Here is a 24,582-nt window from a genome sequence, read left to right as displayed (position 1 = left end):
ACTCTATCTTAACTATTGCTCTTTAACATTTTAAGAAGTTGTAGAAACTTTACAGAATTAAAAAGTTAGGTCGAAAGTCGATAAATTTTATCGCTTGTAATTCAAAAATCAAATAGGTTTTAAGAAGGGGATGATAATTTGATGGATAAATTGAAAGTAGAATTTCTTATCTCAGCAATGAATCAAAAAGATTTTTCTATTGTTAAAAAGTCGAATATTAAATCAGATGCCCTTCTCATAAATCAAACCGATTATGAAGAGAAATCAGAGATTCAGATGGATGATTGCACACTCAGAAGAATTTCAACTCAGGAAAGAGGATTAAGTAAAAGCCGCAATTTAGCTATCGAAAATGCTCTAGGTGATATATGCGTTATTTGCGACGACGATTTTTTTTATAATGAAGAAAGCAATGGAATGATCGAGAAGGCCTACCGAGACAATCCCGAGGCAGATGTTGTAGTTTTTGCGTATCACTCGAAAGGTCAATCGGAAAAAAGTTTCTTTGCAAAGAAAAAAAAGTTAGGGTATTTAAATGCGTTGCGAGTAAGTTCTTGTCAAATTACTTTCAGGCGTAAATCTATTAAACAACATGGCATCAAATTTAATGAAGATTTCGGTTCTGGTTCATTGTTATACAAGTCCGGAGAAGAACATCTCTTCTTATTTGAGTGCTTGAAGAAAAATCTCGCTATACACTTTGATCCGTCTTATTTACTAACTGTTGATTTTAGTGGAGCCTCTACTTGGTTTAATGGTTTTGATAAAAAATTCTTTTATGATCGTGGAGCTATATTTACAGCCCTAAGTAATAAGTATTCATGGCTGCTTATTTTGCAGTTTGCCATTAGGAAATATCGTTTATACAGTTCAACCTTTACATTCTTTCAAGCAGTTCAAGAGATGTGGAAGGGAAGAAACGATTATTTAGGAGGTGGTAAAGATGGAAGTACCAATAAACAATGTCCTAGTTAGTATTGTAATTCCAACCTATGGAAGGCCAGAAAAATTAAAACGGTCCATTGAATCAGCGTTATCTCAAACCTATCCACATATTGAGGTTGTAGTAGTTGATGATAACAATCCAAGTACAGAAGCTCGGTTAGAAACAGAACAATTAATGTCTCAATATACGCTTAACGAGAATGTGGTTTATGTAAAGCATAATAAAAATAAAAATGGAGCAGCAGCCAGAAATACCGGAGTCAAGAATAGCCGCGGTACTATTATCAGTTATTTGGACGATGACGATTATTATTTACCAGAAAAGATTGAAAAAGATGTCTACTATTTGATGGAGAACCCAACTATACAAGGAGTGTGCTGTGGAAGAATTACTAGAGGAAAAGAAGTTCCTCCTCCGCAGGAAGGAGACTTGTCAAAGGCTATATTATTAATGGAATTCTCGCCAACCACCTCTACTCTTATGTTTTACAAAGATGCTATTCAAGCAATAAATGGATTCACAGAATCTTATAGAAGACATCAAGATTACGAATTTTTATTAAGATTTCTTAAAGTATTCAAGTTAGGAAGGAATCAGGAATGTCTTGTTGTAACTGGCGTCAATGAAGGAGAAAATCATTTGCATGGTAATGAGCTAGAAGAATTAAAGCTTAAATTTTTTAATCAATTCGAGCAAATTATAAAAGAAATTGACTTTAAAACCCCTGGATTTAAGAAAGAACTTTACACAAAACATTATGTACCTGTTTTTTGGGATCATATTAGTAAAGGCTATGTAACAAAAGCGATGAAAGTATACATGCGTTTCGTTTTCTGGAGTCCTATGAATTTTACTCGCAAAATTATTCAATATTTCTTTTCCTATATAAGATTTTTATTAGGAAGTGTTGCTCATCGTGGAGATTAAAAAAAATATAAATGAATTTTTACTTATATTTTATTTATGGAGTTTCACATTATTGAAACCAGTTCTTGGGGTTTTTCAAGATTACAGCACCATCATCCTGTTTATTGTAACTTTAATCATCGTATGCTTATCGATCATATATAACCTTTTTTGGAGAATAGATAATAGCAAAGTATTCAAGTGGATTCCTTTTGTCAGTACGATGATGCTAATTTTTATGCTGGATATAATATTAAGACACAATACATTTATTTTTTTAGTTATATATGACTTTGCTATTTTTGGAGTCATTCCGATTCTGCTTTATGCTCAAGTAAAAGACCATGAAAAGATGCTGAAATACTATGTTAATTTTTCAATCATCATTTTTATTGCGTATGGTTTAGACCCTTTTAATGAGTATTCTATTTTTGGCGATTATATGTCATATGGGTACGGAATGGCTATGCCTGCATACTTCGGATTATATATTGGACGGCGCTTTTTTAAAATTAGATGGGTGCTAATATTAGAGGTTTGTTGTTTTATCCTAATTATAGTTTTCGCTAATAAGGGTGCTGTTTTATCAGTTGTTTGTTTTATATTACTTATGAATATTTTGATGAATAAAAAAGATCTTAAAGTTATTCTTTTGTATTTTTACTCAGGACTTGCTGTCCTTTTCGTTTCCTTTAATATGATGAAGATTATTGATGTATTGATAGAATTTACAACTAAGCGAGGATATTATAGTTACTCTTTACAATCTGTAAAGGAAGCATTGTCGGGATCTTCGATTTCCATCTTGTCTGGAAGAGACATGATATGGCAAGATGCTTATCAAATGATTACGGAACGTCCGCTAATCGGATTTGGTACCGGTGCCTATAATAATGTTTCTCGTTCGCAGGATTATACTCATAATTTTTTTCTAGATGTTTTAATCCAATATGGTTTTATAGGTTTGCTCTTTTTTATCTTGTTGATTACTCGCTCTTTATGGAAAATTCTATTCCATTCGACTGGCTATAACAAGATTATAGGAATCCTCTTTATCTCTTCAAGTTTTCCAAAGTTGATTTTCAGTTCAATTTATTTAAAGGAACCTTGGTTCTGGCTTTTTCTCTTTTTTGGAATAAAGTACCTATCAATAGTTTGGAATGATAGTAGAGTAGTCTACTTCCGAAGCAACGATAGAAAGAAAGGAAAGAAAGCCTTTGAAAATTCTGTTTGAAAGCTATAGTACTGTAAAGCAAAACGTAGCCGGAGGCGTTAATGCCAAAATTAAATTATTATATGAAGGATTACAGCAAAAAAATATAACTATTGATTTTTTTAATAAATGGGAAGATAAATTAACAAACTATGATGTGCTTCATATTTTTCGCCTATCTGAGGAAAATTATGCTTTGGCAGCCACTGCTAAAAGTAGTAGAGTTCCTATTATCATTTCTACTATTTTACAAGTGGACAAAAAATGGATTATTTCTGCAAATTTATGGTTAACCAAGTTGTTACCGATTCATACAGGATACAGTAAATATAAAGAAATGCTTGGATTAGCAGATGCAGTTATTACAGAAACAAAAAAAGAAGCCGAGTTCATTGCTAAGGTTTACAAAGTAGATAGAAAAAAAATATCCGTTATTCCGGACATTCCGTTAGTCAATGCAAAAGATGCTGATCCCTCACTTATTCAACAACGAATTTCATCAAAGAAAGATTTTATTCTTCAAGTTGCTCGGTTTGATCAAAATAAAAATCAACTAAACGTAATTAAGGCAATGAAGGGGTCAGATATTCCAATAGTTTTTATTGGAGGAGAAGATCATAATAATCAGAACTATTATGAGGAATGTAAAAAAGAGGCAACGGACAACATGCATTTCTTAGGTTGGTTGGACGCCTCTGATCCATTGCTATCTTCTGCTTTTTGTAGTGCTAAGGTAGTGGTCATGCCTTCATTTCAAGAAACAATGGGAACAGTTGCTATTGAAGGAGGTATGGCAGGAGCTAACTTAGTGATAGCAAAAGATTTGCCTATATTGGAAACTGGGATAGAAAAGTATTGCAAACAAATTGATCCGCGAAATATTAAAGAAATAAGAAATTCTTTAGTAGCGGCTTATGAAGAAAAGTTAAATAGAGAAGAAGTAAGAGGGCAATTCGAGAAAATTTTTTCTCCAAAGGTTATCATGCAAATGCATATAGACATCTATGAAAAAGTACTGTCATTCTCTCACCAGGAACAAGTAAAGAATGGAGAAGTAATAGAATTAAATGATTAATTTTACTGAAATAAGAAAGTACAAAGGGTAACATAGGGAAACTGAGGGGAGATGTTTGAAATCAATCTCTATAACAACATTGCGAAAGCATCTTTTTGGTCTTTTTTATCTGAAATTGTCGCTAAGACAATAGGGCCGCTGCTTTTTCTTGTGATGACAATGCTCCTTTCACCGAAAGACTTTGGTTTGGTTGCTGTAGCTACAGTTATATTAGGTTTAGTAACGGTCATTAGTGATATGGGCATGAGTAAAGTGATTATTCAAGAAAGTGGCACTGAAAAATACTTGAATCAATTATATAATGTCAGCTTTTGGTTCAATATAGCAATGGGAATTATTGTTTTTCTAATCCTTTTTTTCTTTTCAAGTCCAATTGCAGAACTTTATGGGGAACCAGGAGCTTCGGTTATCCTTCAAGTTATGTCACTAGAAGTCATATTTTTCTCCCTTTCATCTATCCAAAGTGCCATCAAAAAAAAGTTTTTAGATTTTAAATCGTTATTTTATATTCGATTAGTTACCGTTTGTACGCCAGCTATCGTTTCAATTCCTCTAGCCTTTATGGGAGCGGGATTTTGGGCGATAGTATGGGGGAACGTATTCGGTTCCTTTGCAACTACCATTGTTCTCTGGAAAAAGTCTAAATGGAAGCCAAGATTTTATTTCAACTTGGATATCTTGAAATACATTCTTTCAAAGGGGATTTGGAGCACTTTTGAATCTCTTCTTGTATGGGTGCCCGTGTTGTTAGATACGTTTTTAATTACCAAATATTTGTCGTCTACCAGTTTGGGATTATATGTAACCAGTAAAAATCTTTTTACTGTAGCTGTTGGAGTTCTTTTAGGACCGCTAATTCCCATTTTGTTCAGTTCACTTTCTATTCTCAAAAATGATAAAGCAGCTCTAAGTAGGGCTGTACTTTTTTCCCAAAAGATGATATTTGCTGTTTCTGCTATGATGGGTGTCTTTGTTTTTATCTTTCATGACCTAATTGAGAAAGTAATATTTACGTCTGATTGGAATGGATTAGGACAAATATTCGGTATTATATTTTTGGTTTTAGGATTTGAATTTTTTTGCAGCTCAATTATAGAAGGGTTCAGAGCGAAAGGCATGTTCAAAGTACTGGCAATTAATGTGTTGGTTTGTACTATAATATCAGTCCCAATCTTATTTTATGCAGTACAATCTAGTTTGGTTAGCTATGTAACAGTAAGAACTTTATTGCTTTTTTTACAATTTCCTATTCTTATTTTCTATTCTTCTAAAATATTAGACTTGAAATTTTCGGATTATCTGATTAATATCAGGTCGACACTCTGGATAGTTATTGCTCTATTAGCTATAAATACTTCTTTTTTGTTATTCGATGTAAGCATAGAAGTTAAATATGCAGCGTTATTTGTTGTTTTTATATTTGCACTCTATTTACTGGTATCAATTGAAAGAAAAAGTTTTTTGAAAATCATAGAACATTTAAGTTTTGAGAGATTGTTAGGAAAAGTTATTCGGAAAAAGAAGGAGGTATAAGGAAGGTGAAAAAAACTATAAAAAAAAGCATTCTTTATACCATGAAGTTACAAAAGAAGGCAAAATGGTTTATTGAATATAAAGGTGTTAAGACAAAATATCCAATCCTTCAAGCAAATGATGTTCACTTATTGGCTTCAAAAAAAGTTTTGATGCTGATTCCTCATGCAGATGATGAATTAATCGGCGGCTCTCAGTTGATTAAAGTTTTCGGTTCTAATTTAAAAGCATTTTATTTCGGTTTCCTTGGACCAATTCCTCCTAAAAATAGTGCACAAATCAGATTGTCGGAGCTTAAGAAAAGCAGTGAAAAATTAATGTTAAAGTTTTATGCTTCGACAGGAAATCATTCTAATGAGTTAACGGAAGTAATCAGAGATATGAAACCGGAGATTATCGCTCTCCCATTTCTAATTGACTGGCAACCGGAACATTTAGAAAGTGGGAAGATTCTTGATCAAGCATTACAGAAAACTCAACAGGATTTTCCGTCATATCATCCACAAATTTGCATGTATCAAATTTCAGTACCAATTACAGAAGAATTTATAACACATTACTTGCCGATGTCAAAAGTGGATCATACATTAAAATGGAGATTATTTAATGACGTATATAGCTCACAAAATTACATTCCTGCTCCACGGTTTATGTTGCAAGAAAGACTTTCAGGACAATTTCTTGGGTATTATGCAGCAGAAGTATTCACACTAACATCGTATAGCGACTGGAGAGTTTGTTTAAGCAAAGTTGTAGAGTACGATATAAAGAATTTTTACTTAGATAAAAAAATTGGAAATATTAAGAAGATAAGACTTGCTTCTCAATATTTAAGCAAGGAGTTTCTTACCTGAATACATCAAATTTTTTTAATATAATAGTTTTATTTTGATATCTCTTTCCTTTTATTCTCCGTATACCTTTTGAAAATCTGCTTATTTTATGAGTTTGGTTGCTTTAATTCTGGCTTTCTATAGTTAAACTTTTAAGGAAATATATCATTTAGAAAGGAGTGGGGGAATGACATTAACAAATAATATTTTGTTATTTCGTTCAGTAAGTTTTTTTATTATATTCTTTTCATTTTCTATCGGAGATTTTCTAATCCATTCCTTATCAAATCATAGAGCCGTTAAACATCAATTTTTTTAAAAGAAAGAGGTGTAGATTTGGGTAATATTGAATCGATAAGGCCTTTAATAAGTATTATAATGCCAGCGTATAATGCAGAAGAATATATAGAAGACGCTATTAATTCAGTACTATCGCAAAGTTATAAAGAGTGGGAACTAATTATTATTGATGACTGCTCTAATGACAAGACATCAAAAATTGCTGAGAAGTTTGGACAGAGAGATGCTCGTTTGCGTTTGATAAAGAACAATGAAAATATGGGAGTTTCAGAAACTAGAAATAAAGGGATAAATCTAGCTTTAGGTGAATGGATTGCTTTTTTGGACAGTGATGATCTATGGGAAATTACAAAGCTAGAAAAACAACTTTTATGTGCAAATGAAGAGGGCGCAAGTTTTGTTTTCACAGGATCTTCTTTTATTAATAAAGAAGGTAAACCTTTTAAAGGGATATTAGAAGTTCCTAAAACTGTTGATTTTAACAAGTTGAAAAAGCATAATATTATATCCTGTTCATCGGTTTTAGTGAAAAAAGAATATTTTACTACTATAAAAATGGAACATGATAATATGCACGAAGATTACGCAACATGGCTAAGAATTTTAAAAACAGGAACATTGGCTTTTGGAGTAAATGAACCTCTACTAGTTTATAGACTTTCTATAAGTTCCTTATCAGGCAATAAGCTCAAAACTATCGGGGTTACTTATAAACTATTTCGACTTATCGATTTGAATCCAGCTAGTTCTATTTACTTTACAAGTATGCATCTTATGAATTCGGTGAAAAAATATAATAAAATTTTATTTAAAAAATGATTAAATATAATGACAAGGGTGACTCTGGTAGTTAAAAGATTCTATGACTGTATCGTCCAAAATGTAATTTTTTTTAAATTAATGCCATATAAAGGTTCTGTTAAAAGCTAATTATTTCTCATAATAAGCGAAAGTGAAAAAAAGAATTGCTAATCGAATTAAGTGATTGAGTCTATAAAATAGTTAAGAAGCTGAAATGCAACCCTTCCACTACTTAAGTGAAACTAAAATGAACTCGGTTCCATAAACGTTAAGATACTATTGGTTCTGTTATAGACTTATGAAAATGTGCGCCGGCATATAAGGCAAATCCATTCATAAAATATCCAGTTTTATCGGTGGAAATTGATGAGAAGTAATACCCGGACTAGATTGTTAATAAGCTGCTGAAGAATTTCCATAGTAATAACCACCTTAATTTATTGATTGAGTCAAATAAAGTGGAAAGCGGGTGAAAAAATGCAAATTAAAAAAGCAATTATTCCAGCGGCAGGTCTTGGTACTCGTTTCTTGCCAGCAACAAAAGCCATGCCAAAAGAAATGTTACCGATTGTCGATAAGCCAACCATTCAATATATTGTAGAAGAAGCGATTGCTTCGGGAATTGAAGACATCATCATTGTCACTGGGAAAGGCAAGCGTGCAATTGAAGACCATTTTGACCATGCCTTTGAGTTGGAAACAACATTGCGAGAAAAAGGAAAAATGGATATGCTCGATTCTGTTCTGCAGACATCGAATGTCGAAATCCATTATATCCGTCAAAAGCAACCTCTGGGACTAGGGCATGCTATTTGGTCAGCGCGTAAATTTGTTGGTAATGAGCCTTTTGCAGTACTACTTGGAGACGATATTGTGGTTAATGATGAACTTTGTCTAACTCAATTAATGAATCAGTATGCGAAAACTGGCAATAGCATCATTGGTGTTCAACAAGTTTTGCCCAAAGAAACCCAGCGTTACGGAATTATTGATCCGATTTCAGTTGATAACAAACTGATTACGGTAAATCGTTTCGTTGAAAAACCAGAAAATGGTACAGCGCCATCTAATTATGCCATTATGGGACGTTATATTTTGACACCAGAAATTTTTAGATTTCTCGGTGAACAGACGCCAGGAGCCGGCGGTGAAATTCAATTGACTGATGCTATCCAGAAACTACACCAGGTACAGCCGGTATATGCATACGAGTTTGATGGCCGTCGTTATGATATCGGAGAAAAATACGGCTTTATCGAAACAAGCATTGAATTTGCATTGCAACGTCCGGAATTGAGAGATCAGTTGTTGGAGTTGTTTGAGCGTAAGTTGCAGGAATCGTATTTGAATAAAAAGTAATAGCTGTGGATGACCAATAATGGTTACCCTTTTTTACTACTTATAGAATACTGGAGTCTTGACAAACTTAGGATATTACAAGTTAAATATTTACAAATCAATCGAAACCGATTGACGATTGTTGGCTGGCGGATGTGGCGGAATTGGCAGACGCGCTAGGTTCAGGGTCTAGTGGTGGAAACACCGTGAGGGTTCGACTCCCTTCGTCCGCATACTCAAAAAACTAAAAGAGTAAGAGGGAGTTCACCTTTGGTTAGGTGGGCTTTTTTAGCAGATAGAAATTGTTAGAGTCTGCTTACTTTTCACAAAAAGATCATGTCCGGAATAAGGTGGAGCGAACCGGATTGGTTTCCATCTATTCAGAAGATGCAATCAGCCCAATTCCATTGTTTGCGGAAATACCAGTGGCTATCGAACTAGAACCGTTACAAGAATCTGAGCGGTTAAAGAAAGTGAATTGATAGGATCTTTTATAGCTATTTGAAAGGTTAGACCTAGAGCACTCTATTTTACGTAACCATTTTAAGTAAAGGAGATTCCCTTTTCTTAAGATGGTTTTTTAATTATGTTTCACGTACTTTGACAGGAGTAAAAGTTTGTATGGAAAATTACTACAAGTTCAAGAATTGATTTTCTCAATCCTCTATTAAATTAATATGCCGGATGATATATTACGTATAACAGAAAAGCAATCCGTTTTACTTAGTAAGGGGGACCAAATATGGACATTATCTTAATCGGAGACAGCGGCCACGCGCGGGTCATCACGGACAATCTGGTTTCCTCCGGTCATCAAGTAATCGCCAAGCTCGACGCCAAGTACAGCGAACTTACCAAAGAAGACGGCTGCTGGTTTGGCCCCATTTCGGAAGTGCATGCGTTGATCCAAAAAGAAGGAGCAAAAGTGATTGTGGCGATTGGGGCAAATGCGGTGAGAAAAAAGATTGTGGAACAACTTGGTCTTTCTGATGAGCAATACGCAATCGCAGTCCACCGGGAGGCAATCGTCAGCCCGAGTGCGGTGCTTGGCCGGGGGACTGTGGTGATGCCCGGGGCAGTGGTTAATGCAGAAGCTCAGATTGGCAGCCATGCCATCATTAATTCACGGGCTGTGGTGGAACATGATTGTGCAGTCGGCAACTACGTCCATATCTCACCGGGTGCTACGGTGGCGGGTGTCGCTGCGATTGGTGAAGGTGCCTTGGTCGAGGTAGGGGCGAGCGTCATTCCTGCTAAGCATGTCGGGGAGTGGAGCGTCGTACGGGCAGGGTCTGCCGTACTGGAAGATGTCGAAGCATTTACGACGGTCGTCGGAGTTCCAGCGCAAGTTGTAGCGAAAAAAGCGAGTAAGATTGAATCCGCCAATTAGTAAAGCAAAAGTTAATCAGATGTTATTTACAAGACGACTCCAGTTCTTTGGAATGGTCTTTTTTCTTTTGCCCTAAACTTTTGTTTTAAAATTACTTTTTATTCAGACTTCTTAACCTTTATTTAACCTTTTGCTCATAAGATAGGAGGACAACGGAAAGCTTCTGAAGAATTTAACACCAAACAAACTTCAGGAGTCTGTGCCGCGCTTATGTGAGTCGGCATTTTCTAAATACATCACAAAAGGGGAATTATCTATGGGGAAATTATCAAAAATCGGCTTTTTACTGATGTTGGTGTTGACCATGTTTTTGGCTGCCTGTGGTTCGGAAGAATCGAATGGCAATACTTCTGGGGGAGATTCAGGCGGGGAAGAGAAGAAAGAGCTTCGTATTGTAACGGATGGGGCTTATGCGCCGATGGAGTATATGGAAGGCGGCGAGGTGGTCGGCTTCGGGATTGATTTCGCAAAAGCGGTTGTTGCGGAAGCGGGCTATGAGCCAAACATCGAAGTCATTGGATGGGATCCGATTTTCGCCGAGATTGAAGGGAAAACAGCGGATATGGCAGTTTCTTCGATTACGATCAACGACGAACGAAAACAGACCTATGATTTTTCCGTGCCTTATTATCTTTCTACCAACAAAATCCTGGTGCCGGAAAACAGCGATGTTAAAAGCGGCGCGGACTTGAAAGGCAAGAAAATTGCCGTATTGAACGGATCAACCGGCCAGGAAGTGGCGGAGAAAATCGTCGGCGAAAACAACCGTGACATTTTGAAGTTTGCAGACAACAACTTGGCGATCCAGGAGCTGCTTGCGGGCGGCGCAGATGCGGTCATTGCGGACAACACGATCGTTGAGTATTACACAAAGATGAATCCGGATCAGAAATTAAAAGCAGTCGAGGATGAAAGTTTCGCGGATGAGTTCTACGGCGTGTTGTTCCCGAAAGGCAGCGACTTGAAGCCGGAAATCGATAAAGCGATCAATACCGTTTTGGATAACGGCAAGTATGCGGAAATCTACGAGAAGTGGTTTGGTTCACAGCCGGATGTGGAAACATTGAAAGCCCAACAATAAACATAAAAATCTTAGCTGAATTGCGTAACTCTAGTGTCTAGTGTTACGCAATTTTTGGTACAAAAACTTCATGCGGATTAGAAAGAGAGGGCAGGCTATGGATTTTCGTTTTGATTTGATCAGAGATTACTTACCTTTTTTCCTGGAAGGGACCTTGTATACAATCGGCGTTTCCCTTCTCGGTATTTTGTTCGGAACTATTTTGGGTTTGGTGATTGGTGTCGGAAAAATGCTGAAGAACAAGCTGCTGGCGTTTCCGTTTAATTTGTTTATTACATTTTTCAGGGGGACGCCGTTATTTGTACAGATTCTATTGATCCACTTTGGATTGATTCCATTGGTCATTGGGGAGACTAACGCGATTGTTGCCGGGGTGGTGGCTCTGACCCTCAACGCTTCTGCTTATATTGCGGAGATTTTCCGTGCCGGGATCCAGTCGATTGACCGTGGGCAGATGGAGGCCGCGCGTTCACTCGGCCAGACGCATCTCCAAGCGATGCGCTACGTGATTTTGCCGCAGGCGGTCAAACGGATGATTCCGCCCCTTGGTAACGAATTTATCGTGCTGTTGAAGGATTCCTCGCTGCTCGCGGTCATTACGGTGCCGGAATTGATGTACTGGGGACGGGCGTTCCAAGGGCAATACTATAAGATTTGGGAGCCGTATTTGACAGCGGCGCTCATTTACCTGATTTTGACCTTATCCATGAGCTTTATTCTAGACCGTATAGAAAAGAGGTTGGCGACAGAATGATTAAAGTTGTGAACTTAAAGAAAACATTTGGTGAAAACGAAGTGCTGAAAGACATCAGCGTGGAAGTAAAACCGCAGGAAGTGATTGTTGTCATCGGTCCGTCGGGGTCGGGTAAGTCGACGTTCCTGCGCTGTATCAATTTGCTCGAATCAATCACCGACGGCCATGTCTATATTGAAGGCGTCGACATCACCAATAAAAAGACGAACATCAACAAAATCCGCACCGATGTCGGCATGGTGTTCCAGCAGTTCAATTTGTTCCCGCACCGGACCGTGCTGGAGAATATTACAATGTCTCCAGTCAAAGTGAAAGGCGTCGACGGCAAAGCAGCGAAGGAAAAAGCCATGGCTTTGCTGAAGAAAGTCGGCTTGGTCGAAAAAGCCAATGTGTACCCGGATTCCCTGTCAGGCGGGCAAAAACAGCGGGTGGCAATTGCCCGTGCGCTCGCGATGGATCCGAAAATCATGCTGTTTGATGAACCAACGTCTGCCCTCGATCCGGAAACGGTCGGCGAAGTGCTGGAAGTCATGAAGCAGCTGGCGATTGAAGGCATGACGATGATCGTCGTGACGCACGAAATGGGGTTTGCGCGGGAAGTCGGCGACCGGGTGTTGTTTATGGACGGCGGCTATATCGTTGAAGAGAACACGCCGCAGGAATTGTTTTCGCGCCCGCAGCATCCACGGACGCAGCTGTTTTTGAGCAAGGTGCTGTAGAGAAAGGTATCTTAAATTTGTAAAAATTATTAGTTCATTGGAGGAAGACTATGGATTTCGGACAAATGATGAAAGATCATTTATCAAATTATAAAGTGAAGAAGCTTGCAATCACTCGCCCTGAAAAATGGCGGGGAGGTCATCTGGATTATCATTACATTCTGCCAGCCAACAAGCGGGAGTTAAATCTTCTCGATAATTATAGGCAGGAAACTCATCAGTACATCAACGATAACGCAGTTAAGCTACATCAATATTTTCATCACCTAAATTCTTCTCAAGCTGTCTGCTTTAATTTCTTTTATCCGCTAATTGCAGAAAACCAACTTCCTTTGTTACTTAAGGTTTTGCACTTAAAGGATGAAGAAATTAGTGAATGGAGTTTTGAGAAAATGTTGGGCGAAGGAGAACGGACGAATTTTGATTTTTATCTAAAGTTGAAATCAGGAAAAGAAGTGCTATTTGAAATTAAATATACCGAAGATGGTTTTGGCAAAGTTATGGACGATTTGAGGTATCAAAAACAGTACAAAAATGTCTATCAGGAAATGCTTGCAGATAAAATCCGGTCAGGCATTGACGTGTATGCTGTCCTTTTGAAGAATTACCAGTTGTTGCGGAATATCGCTTATGTGAAGGAAGATGGCACAAGAATTGTGGTGTTCATCTGTCCAAAAAACAATACAAAGCTTCTTAAGGAATTTAATCATGTAATAGATCATGTTGTAGATCCACGTATCCATCCTAATATTCTTATGCTTACCTGGGAAAGCATGCTTGGGGAAGTTACGAACCACTTAAAATTAGACCCAAAAATGTCTGGTAAATTAATTGAGCATTACCGGGAGTTTGAAGATAAATATTTTCCGAATTAATAATTTGAAGGAGGAAACGGATGGGGAAGCGGATTGCGGTAAGGTATATGGTATTGCCGGGAATTAAAAAGGGAGTCAGCGGGTTTTATGAATACGTAGGCGACTCGAATTGTGTGGAACCGAATAAACCATACGAAAGTGGCGTTTGTCATACGATTGGTGACGAATTGGATATGCTGGCGCTTCTTGTAGGTTTTCAGACAAGAGAAGACTTTGCAAAAGAGCACAGACAGGGCAGTTGGCTAAATGCATACGGCGAGAAATTGTCGGAGCATGTCAAATCGGCATTGGAAACAAAAGGGATCGGATGGATGATCAATGATGAACTTGTCCATTTCTATTCACCGCCTGGAGAATTTGTGCTGTGGCCCAAAAGCAAATATCAAACTGAATTATCTTAAGGAAGTTGCCGCTACTCTTCGGCCAATAACTGAAGAAAGCGGCTTTTTATGTTTCACCGGTGTTGCTAATAGGTAATGTACTTAAGGTAGGATTTCTTTGACAGGTATCGAAAGAGTCCGAGAAAGGGGAGGAATAATTTGAGCATGAAAAACATCCAAGCGAACGATTTGGTAAGGGACGAGTACGGGAATTATTATGAAGTGGTGGGCGTACATATGGACGGCGAGACCTTAAAAGCACTTGAGGTGTCGAATTTATATTTTGAAACTTCGTTCCGCACAGCGGCGGATGCTGGAAGTCTGGGCGAGGAATACAAGAACAAGCCAATCGGTGTTTACTTACAGGATCAGATGAATGCGTATATTAGCAACGTGCAGGCAAACGAGCGGCCGATATACGGCATCCGTGATTTAATGGTCAACCGCATTAAAGTATATGCAGTAGATATCACGCAGCCACATCCGAAACGGAATCAGACCGTCTAATTTCAATTGACACTCTACAATTTGCATTAACCCTTTTCCGAGAATCCACTAATTCTCTCCGGAAAAGGGTTTTTCTTTCTTATTTTAAAAGATAGGTAGATAAACTCATTCACGTTAAGGCGTAATAACTATAATAAAGAAAAGGAGCAACCATATTTTGGTTGATTATTCATCAATTTATTCATAAGAAAGAAGGTGACTGAGTGGAGAGAAATGTTTTGAAGAAAAGCTTCTTGTTTCTTGTTTTGGCTAGCTTGTTGCTATTTGGCAATGGGGCGACAGTATTTGCTGATACTTCGGGAGGTACTAACACTGATGTAGCTGATAAGGTATTGCCAAGCGGGTTGAAATTGAGTAAGGCTTCTTTAGCAATTGCGACAAATCAAACCTATAAAGTAGCAGCGACTATTGCGCCAGCAAATGTGGCAGATTCGACCGTCATTTGGAAAAGCTCCAACCCTAAAGCAGCAACGGTTGATGCGAAAGGTACCATTAAAGGAATCGTTAGCGGCAAAGCTGTCATTACCGCTACTGCAAAAGCTAATCCGGCAATAGCCAAAACATTGGCGGTAACGGTTTCTGCGAAAACAGTAAAATTGAATAAAGCCAGTGTATCCGTTGTTGCGGGACAAGCGATTACATTAACGGCGACTGTTTCCCCAGTAGACAGTACGCCTAAAACTGTTACGTGGAAGAGTTCCAATGCTAAAATTGCTACAGTTGACGCTAAAGGGAAAATTATTGGCAAAGCCAAAGGTACCGCAACAATTACCGCCTCAGTGAGCGGAGGCAAAGTGGCAACTGCAAAAGTGACAGTCACCTCTCCGATTGCAGCGCAATCCGTAAAGCTGGATAAAACAAGCCTTACATTGGCCGCTGGAAAAACCTATGCGTTAAAAGCTTCAATCAGTCCGAGCACCACAACAAACAAATCACTGAAATGGAAAACCTCGAATGCTAAAGTTGCCACTGTCGACAGTAAAGGCGTCGTAAAAGCAGTCGGTGCCGGATCGGCTAAGATTACGGCGACGACAGCGAACGGCAAAACGGTTACGGCAACGGTTACTGTTCCGTATGTGAAAACCCTGTCTGCAGGTACTTGGAAAGGAGGCACGCATATTGCAGCGGGCCGTTATAAAATTACGACTAAATCCGGTGCAGGCAACTTGTTCATAACACCCGCAACGGGTGATTTGTATATCAATGAAATTCTTGCTGGTCCCAACGAAGATTGGGGAGTCCAGATGGTGACGACTGATATCAAAAAAGGAGATAAAATTGAAATATTAAGTCTCGACAGTGTTCAGTTTACGAAAGTCACCAATGTAAAATCGAATACATTGCATGCAGGCAACTGGACAGTGGGCAAAGATATCGCAGCAGGCAGATACCGAGTCACTACGCCAAGCGGTGCAGGAAATTTAGTCGCTTGGCGAGGTTATAGTTTGGTGGTTAATGAAATGCTGTCAGCGAAAAAAGAGCCTTATTATGTAACAAGCGTAACCCAAACATTTAGCAATGGAGACCGCATTGAAATTTCGGGCTTGAACAAAGTAGTATTCACTAAAAGCAAATAGTCGATTTTACTTTTAACCGCCGGAATTTCAGGCGGTTTTTTATTTTGAGTCCATCAGTCTAAAAGATAAGATTCTGCTATGTTTAATTCCATTTTGATAGGGAAAAGTACCATATCCTAAAAATAAAAATGGAAAATATAAACTATCAGGAAGAAGGGTTTCAATTTGGGCATGAATCCTATTGTATTGGTAATCATTATTTTCTTGATCAGCATCGTTTATGTGACCTTGTCGACGGTCCGGATGATCTTGATGATGAAAGGCTACCGCTACTTGGCTGCTGGCTTATCGATTATCGAAGTCATCATCAATATTTTAGGGCTGGGGCTTGTACTCGAGAACATTTCAGAGATCCAAAATCTGATTTCGTATGCGGTCGGTTTTGGTGCCGGTGTCATTGTCGGTTCGATGATCGAAGACAAGATTTCGCTCGGTTATGTTACCGCAACGGTGGTGTCTCCGGAAAACTCGGATCACTTATCGAAACAATTGCGTGAAAAAGGCTACGGGGTCACGGACTGGGAAACGAACGGACACGAAGGACCACGCCGTTCGCTGCAGATTCTGACGCCGAAAAAACGAGAACTGAAGCTGTACCAGACCATCAAAGAACTGGAACCGCAAGCTTTTGTGGTGGCCAACGATTCGAAGACCATCCACGGCGGGTTCTGGATTCGTAGGGTGAGAGGGAGAACGATGTCGCATCGGTAATTGAAGAAGAAGCGAGAGCTGCTGGACTTGTGATGAGTTCCGGCAGCTTTTTTAAGTCTTTTTGGTTTAACGCTAAATAGTTTAGTGTTAAACTAAATATAATTTAGAGTAGAAGGAGCTGTTTTGAATGGGAAAATTAAAGGATAAAGTGGTCATCATCACCGGAGGAGCCGGAGGCATTGGCGGCGGGATTGCGAAAGAAATGGTGAAAGAAGGAGCGATTGTTGCAATCGTCGATGTCAACGATGAGACGGGCAAAGCGATGGCGCAGGAGCTGCAGGCAATATCTCCAAAATCGATGTTCTTGAAAGCGGATTTGATGGACCATGAAAACTTGGGTAAGATTGTGGAAGCGGTCGTTTCGAAATACGGTAAACTGGATGTACTGGTCAATAACGCGCATGCATCCAAACAAGTAACGCTTGAAGAAACTACACAGGCGGATCTCGACTTGTCGTTCGGTACAGGCTTTTACCCGACGTTCTATTTGATGCAGGCGGCCTTGCCGCATTTGAAAGAATCGAAAGGCAATGTCATCAACTTTGCATCCGGTGCAGGGCTGGCTGGACATGAAACGCAAGGCGCTTACGCGGCAGCAAAAGAAGCAATCCGCGGCATTTCACGCGTCGCTGCAAACGAATGGGGCCGTTTTGGCATCAACGTCAACATCATTAGCCCCATTGCAGATTCACCTGGTGTACAGGCCTGGGCAAAAGCGCAGCCGGAATATTATGAAGCGGTGAAAAACAAAATACCGCTTGGCCGTTTCGGAGATGTCCAGGCAGATATCGGGCGGGTGGCTGTGTTCCTCGCTTCAGACGATTCCCAGTACATTACCGGGCAGACACTGATGGTCGACGGCGGCTCCATCATGCTCCATTAATCGAGGAGGATTTAATTGAAACAAACGACGATTTTCCGGCTGATCCAAATGGTTGAACAGATGAACAACAGCAACATCATGCGATTCACAAAAGCTTTCCGCTACCCAATCGGCATTTCGCCGATTCTGGCACTGTCCGAATTAAAGACAAAAGGCCCTCAAAAGCAGGCGGAACTGGCAGAGACAGTAGGTGTTACAAAAGGCGCTATGACGAGCATCGCAGCTAAGCTTGTGGAGTTGGGCCTGGCAGAGCGGCTATACGATGAAAATGACCGGCGGACGATTCAGCTGAGTCTCACAGCCGAAGGCAAAAATGCGTTAGCCGAAGCCCAGGAAATCGGCCAAGAAGTCTATATGGAGTTGTTTGGTGTGTTGAGTGAAGAGGAAGTCGGGCAATATTTGTCGCTTCAGGAAAAGCTAATCCGGGGGATTGAAGAACGGAAGATACAGTGATCGCTGAAACAGAATAACTTTGGACCACCTGCAGCGGAATTGTCCGATTCCTCGTTGCAGGTGGTTTTTTAGTTACGGTTTTTGATAGAGAATGGGGCTGGTTTAAATACTTTATCGACGCTTTTCTGCGGTTCTATTAGTGGGTTTTTAATTTCTTTCGACGTTTCTCGGCTCTCTACCAGCTTTTTTCAGCTTTCTATCGACGTTATGCACATCAAGGAATTTGAGAGGCTATTTTAATCAGCCAGTCCTAGGGACAATAGCTTAATAATAAAATTTAAAATGAAAATAAATAATCATTTTAAATTTTATTATTGAAAGTCAGTTGTCAAAATGATATAGTTCGATTAATAAAATATTCAAAAAAGAAAAGGAGGCCGGTTCGGTATTCGGCTGCAAGCAGCAAGGGCATTGATCATTACATACAGATGGGGAGTTTTCGCATGACGGTTTTAGAACAAATCAGCAAGAAATTAATCGTTTCCTGTCAGGCATTGGAGGACGAACCGCTTCATGACCCATACATCATGAGCAAAATGGCGCTGGCCGCTAAACAAGGCGGAGCATCGGGCATTCGCGCTAATACGGTTAAAGATATTCAGGCAATCAAGAAAGAAGTGGATTTGCCGATTATCGGAATCATCAAGCAGAACTATCCGGGCAGCAATGTCTACATCACGCCAACGATATCAGAAGTGGACGCGCTGCATCAAGAAGGCGTCGACATCATCGCGTTCGATGCGACGAAACAGGAACGGCCGGACGGCAAGACGTTCGAGCAATTCTTTTCGGAAGTGAAAGCGAAATACCCGGAGCAGCTGTTCATGGCAGATGCCTCGACACTCGAAGAAGCGATAGCTGCTGAACAGGCAGGCGTCGACATCGTAGCTACCACACTAGGAGGCTACACGCCGTATTCGGAGGGAACGGTTCCGCTCGAACTGCTCGAGCGCATGGTTGAAATTGTTAAGGTTCCCGTGATTGCGGAAGGCAATTTTGACACGCCGGAAAAAGCCAAAAAAGCATTGGATCTCGGAGCTCATGCGGTCGTGGTTGGAAGCGCTATCACCCGCCCGCAATTAATCACTGAGAAATTTGCAAATGCGATCCAGGAAAAAATTAGCAACACCCAATAAGAAAGGGACAGGTGGCGACATGAAAGGTTTATACACAGCATTGATGTGCTCATTTGATGAGCAAGGAAACATAAACGAACAAGGCTTGCGGGAAATTGTCCGCTACAATATCGAAGTTTCAGAAGTTGACGGCTTGTACGTCAACGGCAGCACAGGAGAAAACTTCCTCATCTCGACCGAACAGAAAAAGCAGATTTTCGAAATCGTCAAAGACGAAGTCGGCGACCGGGTGAAACTGATGGCACAAGTCGGCTCACTGAACGTCGACGAAGCGGCGGAGTTGGCGCAATTCGTGACGGACCTTGGCTACGATGCCATTTCTGCGGTGACGCCGTTCTACTACAAATTCGATTTCGAGGAAATCAAAGATTACTACAACACGATCTTGGAAGGCGTTGACACGAAGCTGATCATTTACTCCATCCCGGCGCTTACCGGCGTCAGCATGAACTTGGAGCAGTTCGGTGAGCTGTTTGAAAATGAAAAAATCATCGGCGTGAAATTTACGGCCCCGGATTTCTATTTGCTTGAGCGCCTGCGCCATGCCTACCCGGACAAACTGATTTACTCCGGCTTTGACGAAATGCTGTTGTCAGCGAGCGTCTTGAATGTAGACGGCGCGATCGGCAGCACATTCAACGTCAACGGCAAACGTGCAAAGCAGATTTTCACTTTGGCACAAAGCGGCCGCATCGACGAAGCACGCGAAATCCAAAAAGTGACAAACGATTTGATTTCGGAAATCCTTGAAAATGGCTTGTACCAGACCATCAAAGAAATGCTTGAAACACAAGGCGTCCATGCGGGCTATGTGCGCAAGCCGATGAAGCAATTGTCGGAAGAAAAATTACTAAAAGCGAGAAGCATCGCGGAAAAATATCTGTAATCATTCACTGGGGGGATAAGCCATATGGCGGGGAAATTTGCGTTTATTGATTATGTCATTTTATTTGCGTACTTGTTGTTCATTTTGTATATCGGAATTGCGGTTGCGAAAAAGGAAATGAAAGGCAAAGAGTTCTTTAAAGGGGACGGCACGATTCCGTGGTGGGTGACTTCGGTCAGTTTGTTTGCCACACTCCTGAGCCCGATTTCGTTCCTGTCGCTTGCCGGTAATTCATATGCCGGCACGTGGGAACTGTGGGTGGCGCAACTCGGGCTGTTTATTGCCGTTCCAGCGGCCATCTATTTCTTCCTTCCGGTTTACCGGAAGCTGAACTTGGACACAGCTTATGAATACTTGGAAAGACGGTTCGATAAGCGCATGCGGATTTTGGGAAGTTTGCTGTTTATCGTCTACCAGATCGGCCGGATGTCGATCATCATGTACTTGCCGGCAATTGCATTGGCAGCGGTTACAGGGATCAATACAGTCGTCATCATCCTGTTCATGGGTGTCATCGCGACGATCTATTCATCATTTGGCGGCTTGAAGTCCGTACTATGGACAGACTTTATCCAAGGCGTCGTATTGATCGGCGGCGGGCTCTTCGCTTTGATCGTATTGTTGTTCTCGATCAATGGCGGTCTTGGGGAAGTTATCAGCGTCGGAACATCTGACCAGAAATTCTTCAGCGATGTGGCTATTTTTGACGCCAATTTGGTCAACAACAGCTTGTTCATCATTTTCCTGGGTGCGGGTTTCTCTACGCTGTTCTCGTATATTTCCAGCCAGGACATGGTGCAGCGTTATTTGAGCACCGATGACTTGAAGGAAATGAACAAAATGACGTATTTGAACGGATTCCTGTCTCTCGGGACAGCGACCTTGTTCTTCTTGATCGGTACGTCGTTGTACGTATTCTATCTTCAAAAAGGCGGCGTTTTGCCGACAGGAAAATCCGATTTGATCTTTGCAAACTTTATCGTCAGTGAACTGCCTGCCGGTGTGTCAGGTCTGTTGATCGCTGGGTTGTTTGCAGCGGGACAGTCGACGCTTTCGACGGGATTGAACAGTGTAGCAACAAGCTGGACTTTAGATATCCAAAAAGTATTGAGAAAAGACATGAGTGATGAAAAAAGCACGAAAATGGCACGTACGGTATCGGCTGTGGTCGGAATTTTCTCCATCGCATTCGCAATCGTCTTGGCTTATTCGGATGTTGGCTCTGCGTATTCATGGTTTAACGGTTTGATGGGGCTTGCACTTGGAATCATCGGAGGTACTTTCACTTTAGGCATCATGACTAAGAAAGCGAATTCAAAAGGCGCGATGCTTGGATTTATCGCCACTACGGCAGTAGCGATCTACATCTCGTACTTTACCGATATCACGCTTTGGGCGTATTCCGTCATTAACCTGGTGGCATCGATTGTCTTTGGCTATGGCTTCAGTTTGCTGTTTGCAAAAAAAGACGAAGAGGAAGACGGCAAGGAAGGCCTTACGTTCTTCGACTACAATAAATCAACTCTTTGAAAATAGGAGAATCAGTTGTGCGCATTAACCGAAAAATCAAGACGGATGTATTGGTTGTGGGAAGCGGTTTGGCCGGCATTAAAGTAGCGAAAGAACTGGCAGACCAACACCATGAAGTATTGATGGCAACGAAGATGAAGCTGGCTTCCGGTTCCAGCTTCTACCCGTTAAAAGCGTCTCTTGGCACACAAGTGACAAAAGACGGCAGCGATAAACCGGTGTTCATGGCGGATATCGAAACAGCAAGCCGGGGGATGCACCGGCAGGATCTTGCCGAAGTATACGTCGAGGAAATTGCGGAGCGGGTCCAAGAATACGGCGACATCGGCGTCATCTCCAAAAAGCTGGAGGGCGAGCGGAAAGCGTGTTTTGCCGAACATCCACGGGACATTTATCTGCTCAGCAATTGGGACGGCATCCGGGAAAACGTTACGGAGATTTTTGGCGGCTACGAAAAGTTGAACGTCATGGAACGGACCGTAGTCATTTCGTTGATCCAGCAGGAAGAGCGAGTGGTAGGGGCGCTCCTCCTCGATCGGGACAATGAAGTGATTGTTGTCGAATGCAAAGCGGTTGTTTTGGCGACCGGCGGTTTCGGCAGTTTGTACAAACACAATTTGAATCCGAACGACGTGGACGGCTCTGGCCATGTGCTGGCGCTTGAAGCCGGAGCGAGCCTCGTCAATATGGAGTTCATCCAGTTTATCCCAGGCATTACGACCCCGCGCTACAAGACCTTATTCGGCGAACACACTTTGATGTACTGCCGGGATATTGTGAAAGACAGCGGGGAAAGCTTGCTGGATCCAGTACTCCCGGAAGGGCTGTCCCGGAAAGAATGCCTGGAAATCCGCAGCGGCCACGGCCCGTTCACCGATTCGCTCGAGTCGAAATGGGTGGACATCGCGATGATGAAAGAAATCATCAGAACCCGCAGCGAACAAGGATTTGAGCTGTTGTATGATCCGGAGCTCTATGAAAACGATGAAGAGTTTTATACGGTATACTTGAATTGGCTAGAACAAAACGGCATCCATTTGGTGGGGGACGAAGTCCGGATTGCGCCGTTCGCGCATGCCAGCAACGGCGGCGTCTACATCGATCCAGACGGCCGCTCCGGGGTGCCCGGTCTTTACGCCATCGGTGAACTGTCCTGTAATATCGAAGGGGCGAACCGCCTCGGCGGCAATTCGACGGGGGCCTGCATGGTGTTTGGGAAACGTGCGGCCGCTGATTGTTCCCGCTATATGCAAGAAGTGGAACCATACGAGATTGGTTTAGAGACAGCGGAACTTCAGTTGAACCGGTTGTTTAACAAAAAGGGCAAATGCACAGATGCCGAGGCAGTCCATGAGGCGGTTGATAAAGTCCGCGAAATCCTATGGTATGCCGGCAACGTCGTCCGTTCAGAACAACAGCTGCTCGCAGCAATAGAAGAGATCAACGCTTTGGAAAATGGGCTTGATTTGGCCCACTTTTTCAAGCAGCAAGCCACACGGAAATTGGCAATCAAGGCAAAGAACTTCTTGAAATTGTCGCAGCTTCTGCTGCAGGCGATGCTGGAACGAAAAGAAAGCCGCGGCGCTCATTACCGGGAAGACCATCCGCAAGAAAAGCCGGAATTCGCAAAACGGCTGTTTATAAAAGAAACGAAACCGGGAACTTTATCTTTTGAGTTCCTGAACCAATAAAGAGAAGCGATTAAAAAGAGAAAAGCCCATCAACGCGGTTTTTCTCTTTTTATTCATAACGAAAAGGGGAACAACACATGCAGCTTGGTGTAATTGATATTGGCGGCACTTTCGTCAAATATGCAGCGGTGGATGAAGAGGGCGCGTTTTTGTTTCACGGCTCGGTTCCGACAGAAGCGGCTCAAGGTGGAGAAGCGCTGGTCGCAAAAGTGCAGCGCCTTTGTGATGAGTTGATGGGAAAAGTTCAACTGGACGGCATCTCCATCAGCTCCGCTGGACAGATCGACAACGTCAACGGCCGGGTCGTTTTTGCAACCGACACCTTGCCGGGCTATACTGGTACTGAACTGGCTCAACGGATTTCCGCACATACCGGCCTGCCGGCATGTATGGAAAATGACGTCAACTGCACCGCTCTCGGGGAATACTGGAAAGGGGCGGCAAGAGGAACGAGGGACTTCCTTTGTGTGACCATCGGCACCGGCATCGGAGGCGCTTTGTTTTTAAACGGTGAACTTTACACAGGAAGCCATTTTTCAGCTGGAGAAATCGGGCACATCAATTTGTATCCGAACGGCACACCGTGCACTTGCGGACAAAGGGGCTGCTACGAACAATACGCTTCCAGCTTGGCATTACAAAGACAGGTAACTGAGCAGTTCGGAGAAGGATGGGAACTAAAAGCGTATTTTGAGCAAGTAAAAGCAGGCAACCGGGATGCCGTCCAGCTCTTTGAACACTGGCTGGATGATCTCACCACCGGCCTGCAGACACTCGTCCACCTCTTGAATCCGGAGCTTATCGTCATCGGGGGCGGCATCTCTGCCCAAGGTGACTTCCTGCAGCAAGCCGTCCTGTCCTCTTTGGAAAACAAGATCATGCCGAATCACCGGCAATCCCTGCAGATTAAGATGGCCGAACACGACAATAAATCGAATTTGCTTGGTGCCGCTAAGAATTTTTTGGATAAGAGCGGCATGGAGTAGGTTAGCAATTAGGCGATTAACGTATAATTCATACGAGCTATGGACCATTGCACAGACCAAAATTAAGACTTGAAGCAC

24 protein-coding genes and 1 tRNA gene are annotated in these 24,582 nt (G+C 41.4%); all 25 read left to right on the top strand.

The window, feature by feature from the left end; all coding sequences use genetic code 11:
* The first annotated feature begins 141 nt into the window (after nt 1-141).
* The 25 genes from QWY22_RS14890 to QWY22_RS14770 all read left to right on the top strand — a co-directional run bounded on the left by QWY22_RS14890 (nt 142) and on the right by QWY22_RS14770 (nt 24,504).
* On the top strand, nt 142-975 hold the full coding sequence (locus tag QWY22_RS14890) for a glycosyltransferase (protein WP_300981613.1): 834 nt from the start codon (nt 142-144) through the stop codon (nt 973-975).
* On the top strand, nt 944-1,873 hold the full coding sequence (locus QWY22_RS14885; protein ID WP_300981612.1) for a glycosyltransferase family 2 protein: 930 nt from the start codon (nt 944-946) through the stop codon (nt 1,871-1,873). Before QWY22_RS14890 ends, QWY22_RS14885 begins: the two co-directional genes overlap by 32 nt.
* Entirely contained in the window at nt 1,863-3,086 is a 1,224-nt protein-coding gene (locus QWY22_RS14880) for an O-antigen ligase family protein (protein WP_300981611.1), read from the top strand. Before QWY22_RS14885 ends, QWY22_RS14880 begins: the two co-directional genes overlap by 11 nt.
* Nucleotides 3,070-4,140: a glycosyltransferase family 4 protein gene (locus QWY22_RS14875; protein WP_300981610.1), complete on the top strand. Its 1,071-nt coding sequence runs from the start codon at nt 3,070-3,072 to the stop codon at nt 4,138-4,140. Before QWY22_RS14880 ends, QWY22_RS14875 begins: the two co-directional genes overlap by 17 nt.
* A 51-nt stretch (nt 4,141-4,191) precedes the next feature.
* Complete coding sequence (locus QWY22_RS14870; RefSeq protein ID WP_300981609.1) at nt 4,192-5,673, top strand: oligosaccharide flippase family protein; 1,482 nt, start codon at nt 4,192-4,194, stop codon at nt 5,671-5,673.
* 5 nt (nt 5,674-5,678) lie between these two features.
* The gene (locus QWY22_RS14865; protein ID WP_300981608.1) at nt 5,679-6,527 is read left to right on the top strand and encodes a hypothetical protein; all 849 of its coding nucleotides are present in this window, start codon (nt 5,679-5,681) and stop codon (nt 6,525-6,527) included.
* Nucleotides 6,528-6,842: 315 nt separating this feature from the next.
* Complete coding sequence (locus QWY22_RS14860; protein ID WP_300981607.1) at nt 6,843-7,625, top strand: glycosyltransferase family 2 protein; 783 nt, start codon at nt 6,843-6,845, stop codon at nt 7,623-7,625.
* 459 nt (nt 7,626-8,084) lie between these two features.
* Nucleotides 8,085-8,966, top strand: a complete 882-nt coding sequence (galU, locus tag QWY22_RS14855) for a UTP--glucose-1-phosphate uridylyltransferase GalU (protein WP_300981606.1) — start codon at nt 8,085-8,087, stop codon at nt 8,964-8,966.
* A 128-nt stretch (nt 8,967-9,094) separates the two neighbouring features.
* Nucleotides 9,095-9,178: transfer RNA gene (locus QWY22_RS14850), tRNA-Leu, on the top strand.
* Between the two features lie 509 nt (nt 9,179-9,687).
* A complete protein-coding gene (locus tag QWY22_RS14845) occupies nt 9,688-10,335 on the top strand; it encodes an acetyltransferase (protein WP_300981605.1) in 648 nt (215 codons plus the stop codon).
* Nucleotides 10,336-10,591: 256 nt separating this feature from the next.
* Nucleotides 10,592-11,416, top strand: coding sequence for a transporter substrate-binding domain-containing protein (locus QWY22_RS14840; protein ID WP_300981603.1), 825 nt, complete (start codon nt 10,592-10,594; stop codon nt 11,414-11,416).
* 97 nt (nt 11,417-11,513) lie between these two features.
* On the top strand, nt 11,514-12,170 hold the full coding sequence (locus QWY22_RS14835; RefSeq protein ID WP_074511145.1) for an amino acid ABC transporter permease: 657 nt from the start codon (nt 11,514-11,516) through the stop codon (nt 12,168-12,170).
* Entirely contained in the window at nt 12,167-12,889 is a 723-nt protein-coding gene (locus tag QWY22_RS14830) for an amino acid ABC transporter ATP-binding protein (protein ID WP_074511146.1), read from the top strand. Before QWY22_RS14835 ends, QWY22_RS14830 begins: the two co-directional genes overlap by 4 nt.
* A gap of 50 nt (nt 12,890-12,939) precedes the next feature.
* Nucleotides 12,940-13,764: a PGN_0703 family putative restriction endonuclease gene (locus QWY22_RS14825; RefSeq protein WP_300981602.1), complete on the top strand. Its 825-nt coding sequence runs from the start codon at nt 12,940-12,942 to the stop codon at nt 13,762-13,764.
* Nucleotides 13,765-13,784: 20 nt separating this feature from the next.
* Nucleotides 13,785-14,165, top strand: a complete 381-nt coding sequence (locus QWY22_RS14820) for a hypothetical protein (protein WP_300981601.1) — start codon at nt 13,785-13,787, stop codon at nt 14,163-14,165.
* 138 nt (nt 14,166-14,303) lie between these two features.
* Nucleotides 14,304-14,651 (top strand): hypothetical protein, encoded by a 348-nt coding sequence (locus QWY22_RS14815; RefSeq protein WP_300981600.1) that lies wholly within the window; start codon nt 14,304-14,306, stop codon nt 14,649-14,651.
* Between the two features lie 203 nt (nt 14,652-14,854).
* Complete coding sequence (locus tag QWY22_RS14810; protein ID WP_300981598.1) at nt 14,855-16,228, top strand: Ig-like domain-containing protein; 1,374 nt, start codon at nt 14,855-14,857, stop codon at nt 16,226-16,228.
* A gap of 171 nt (nt 16,229-16,399) precedes the next feature.
* On the top strand, nt 16,400-16,939 hold the full coding sequence (locus QWY22_RS14805) for a DUF2179 domain-containing protein (RefSeq protein ID WP_300984405.1): 540 nt from the start codon (nt 16,400-16,402) through the stop codon (nt 16,937-16,939).
* Nucleotides 16,940-17,066: 127 nt separating this feature from the next.
* On the top strand, nt 17,067-17,822 hold the full coding sequence (locus QWY22_RS14800; RefSeq protein WP_300981597.1) for an SDR family NAD(P)-dependent oxidoreductase: 756 nt from the start codon (nt 17,067-17,069) through the stop codon (nt 17,820-17,822).
* A 15-nt stretch (nt 17,823-17,837) separates the two neighbouring features.
* Complete coding sequence (locus tag QWY22_RS14795) at nt 17,838-18,275, top strand: MarR family winged helix-turn-helix transcriptional regulator (protein ID WP_300981595.1); 438 nt, start codon at nt 17,838-17,840, stop codon at nt 18,273-18,275.
* Between the two features lie 443 nt (nt 18,276-18,718).
* Entirely contained in the window at nt 18,719-19,411 is a 693-nt protein-coding gene (locus QWY22_RS14790) for an N-acetylmannosamine-6-phosphate 2-epimerase (RefSeq protein WP_300981594.1), read from the top strand.
* Nucleotides 19,412-19,430: 19 nt separating this feature from the next.
* Nucleotides 19,431-20,297, top strand: a complete 867-nt coding sequence (locus tag QWY22_RS14785; RefSeq protein WP_300981593.1) for an N-acetylneuraminate lyase — start codon at nt 19,431-19,433, stop codon at nt 20,295-20,297.
* Nucleotides 20,298-20,321: 24 nt separating this feature from the next.
* Nucleotides 20,322-21,827, top strand: a complete 1,506-nt coding sequence (locus QWY22_RS14780; protein ID WP_300981592.1) for a sodium:solute symporter family protein — start codon at nt 20,322-20,324, stop codon at nt 21,825-21,827.
* A gap of 17 nt (nt 21,828-21,844) precedes the next feature.
* A complete protein-coding gene (locus QWY22_RS14775; protein WP_300981591.1) occupies nt 21,845-23,518 on the top strand; it encodes an FAD-binding protein in 1,674 nt (557 codons plus the stop codon).
* 77 nt (nt 23,519-23,595) lie between these two features.
* On the top strand, nt 23,596-24,504 hold the full coding sequence (locus QWY22_RS14770) for an ROK family protein (protein ID WP_300981590.1): 909 nt from the start codon (nt 23,596-23,598) through the stop codon (nt 24,502-24,504).
* Nucleotides 24,505-24,582: the final 78 nt, after the last annotated feature.

The sequence above is a fragment of the Planococcus liqunii genome, from assembly GCF_030413595.1.
Taxonomy (GTDB): domain Bacteria; phylum Bacillota; class Bacilli; order Bacillales_A; family Planococcaceae; genus Planococcus; species Planococcus liqunii.
This window is presented reverse-complemented; position numbering and strand designations above follow the sequence as displayed.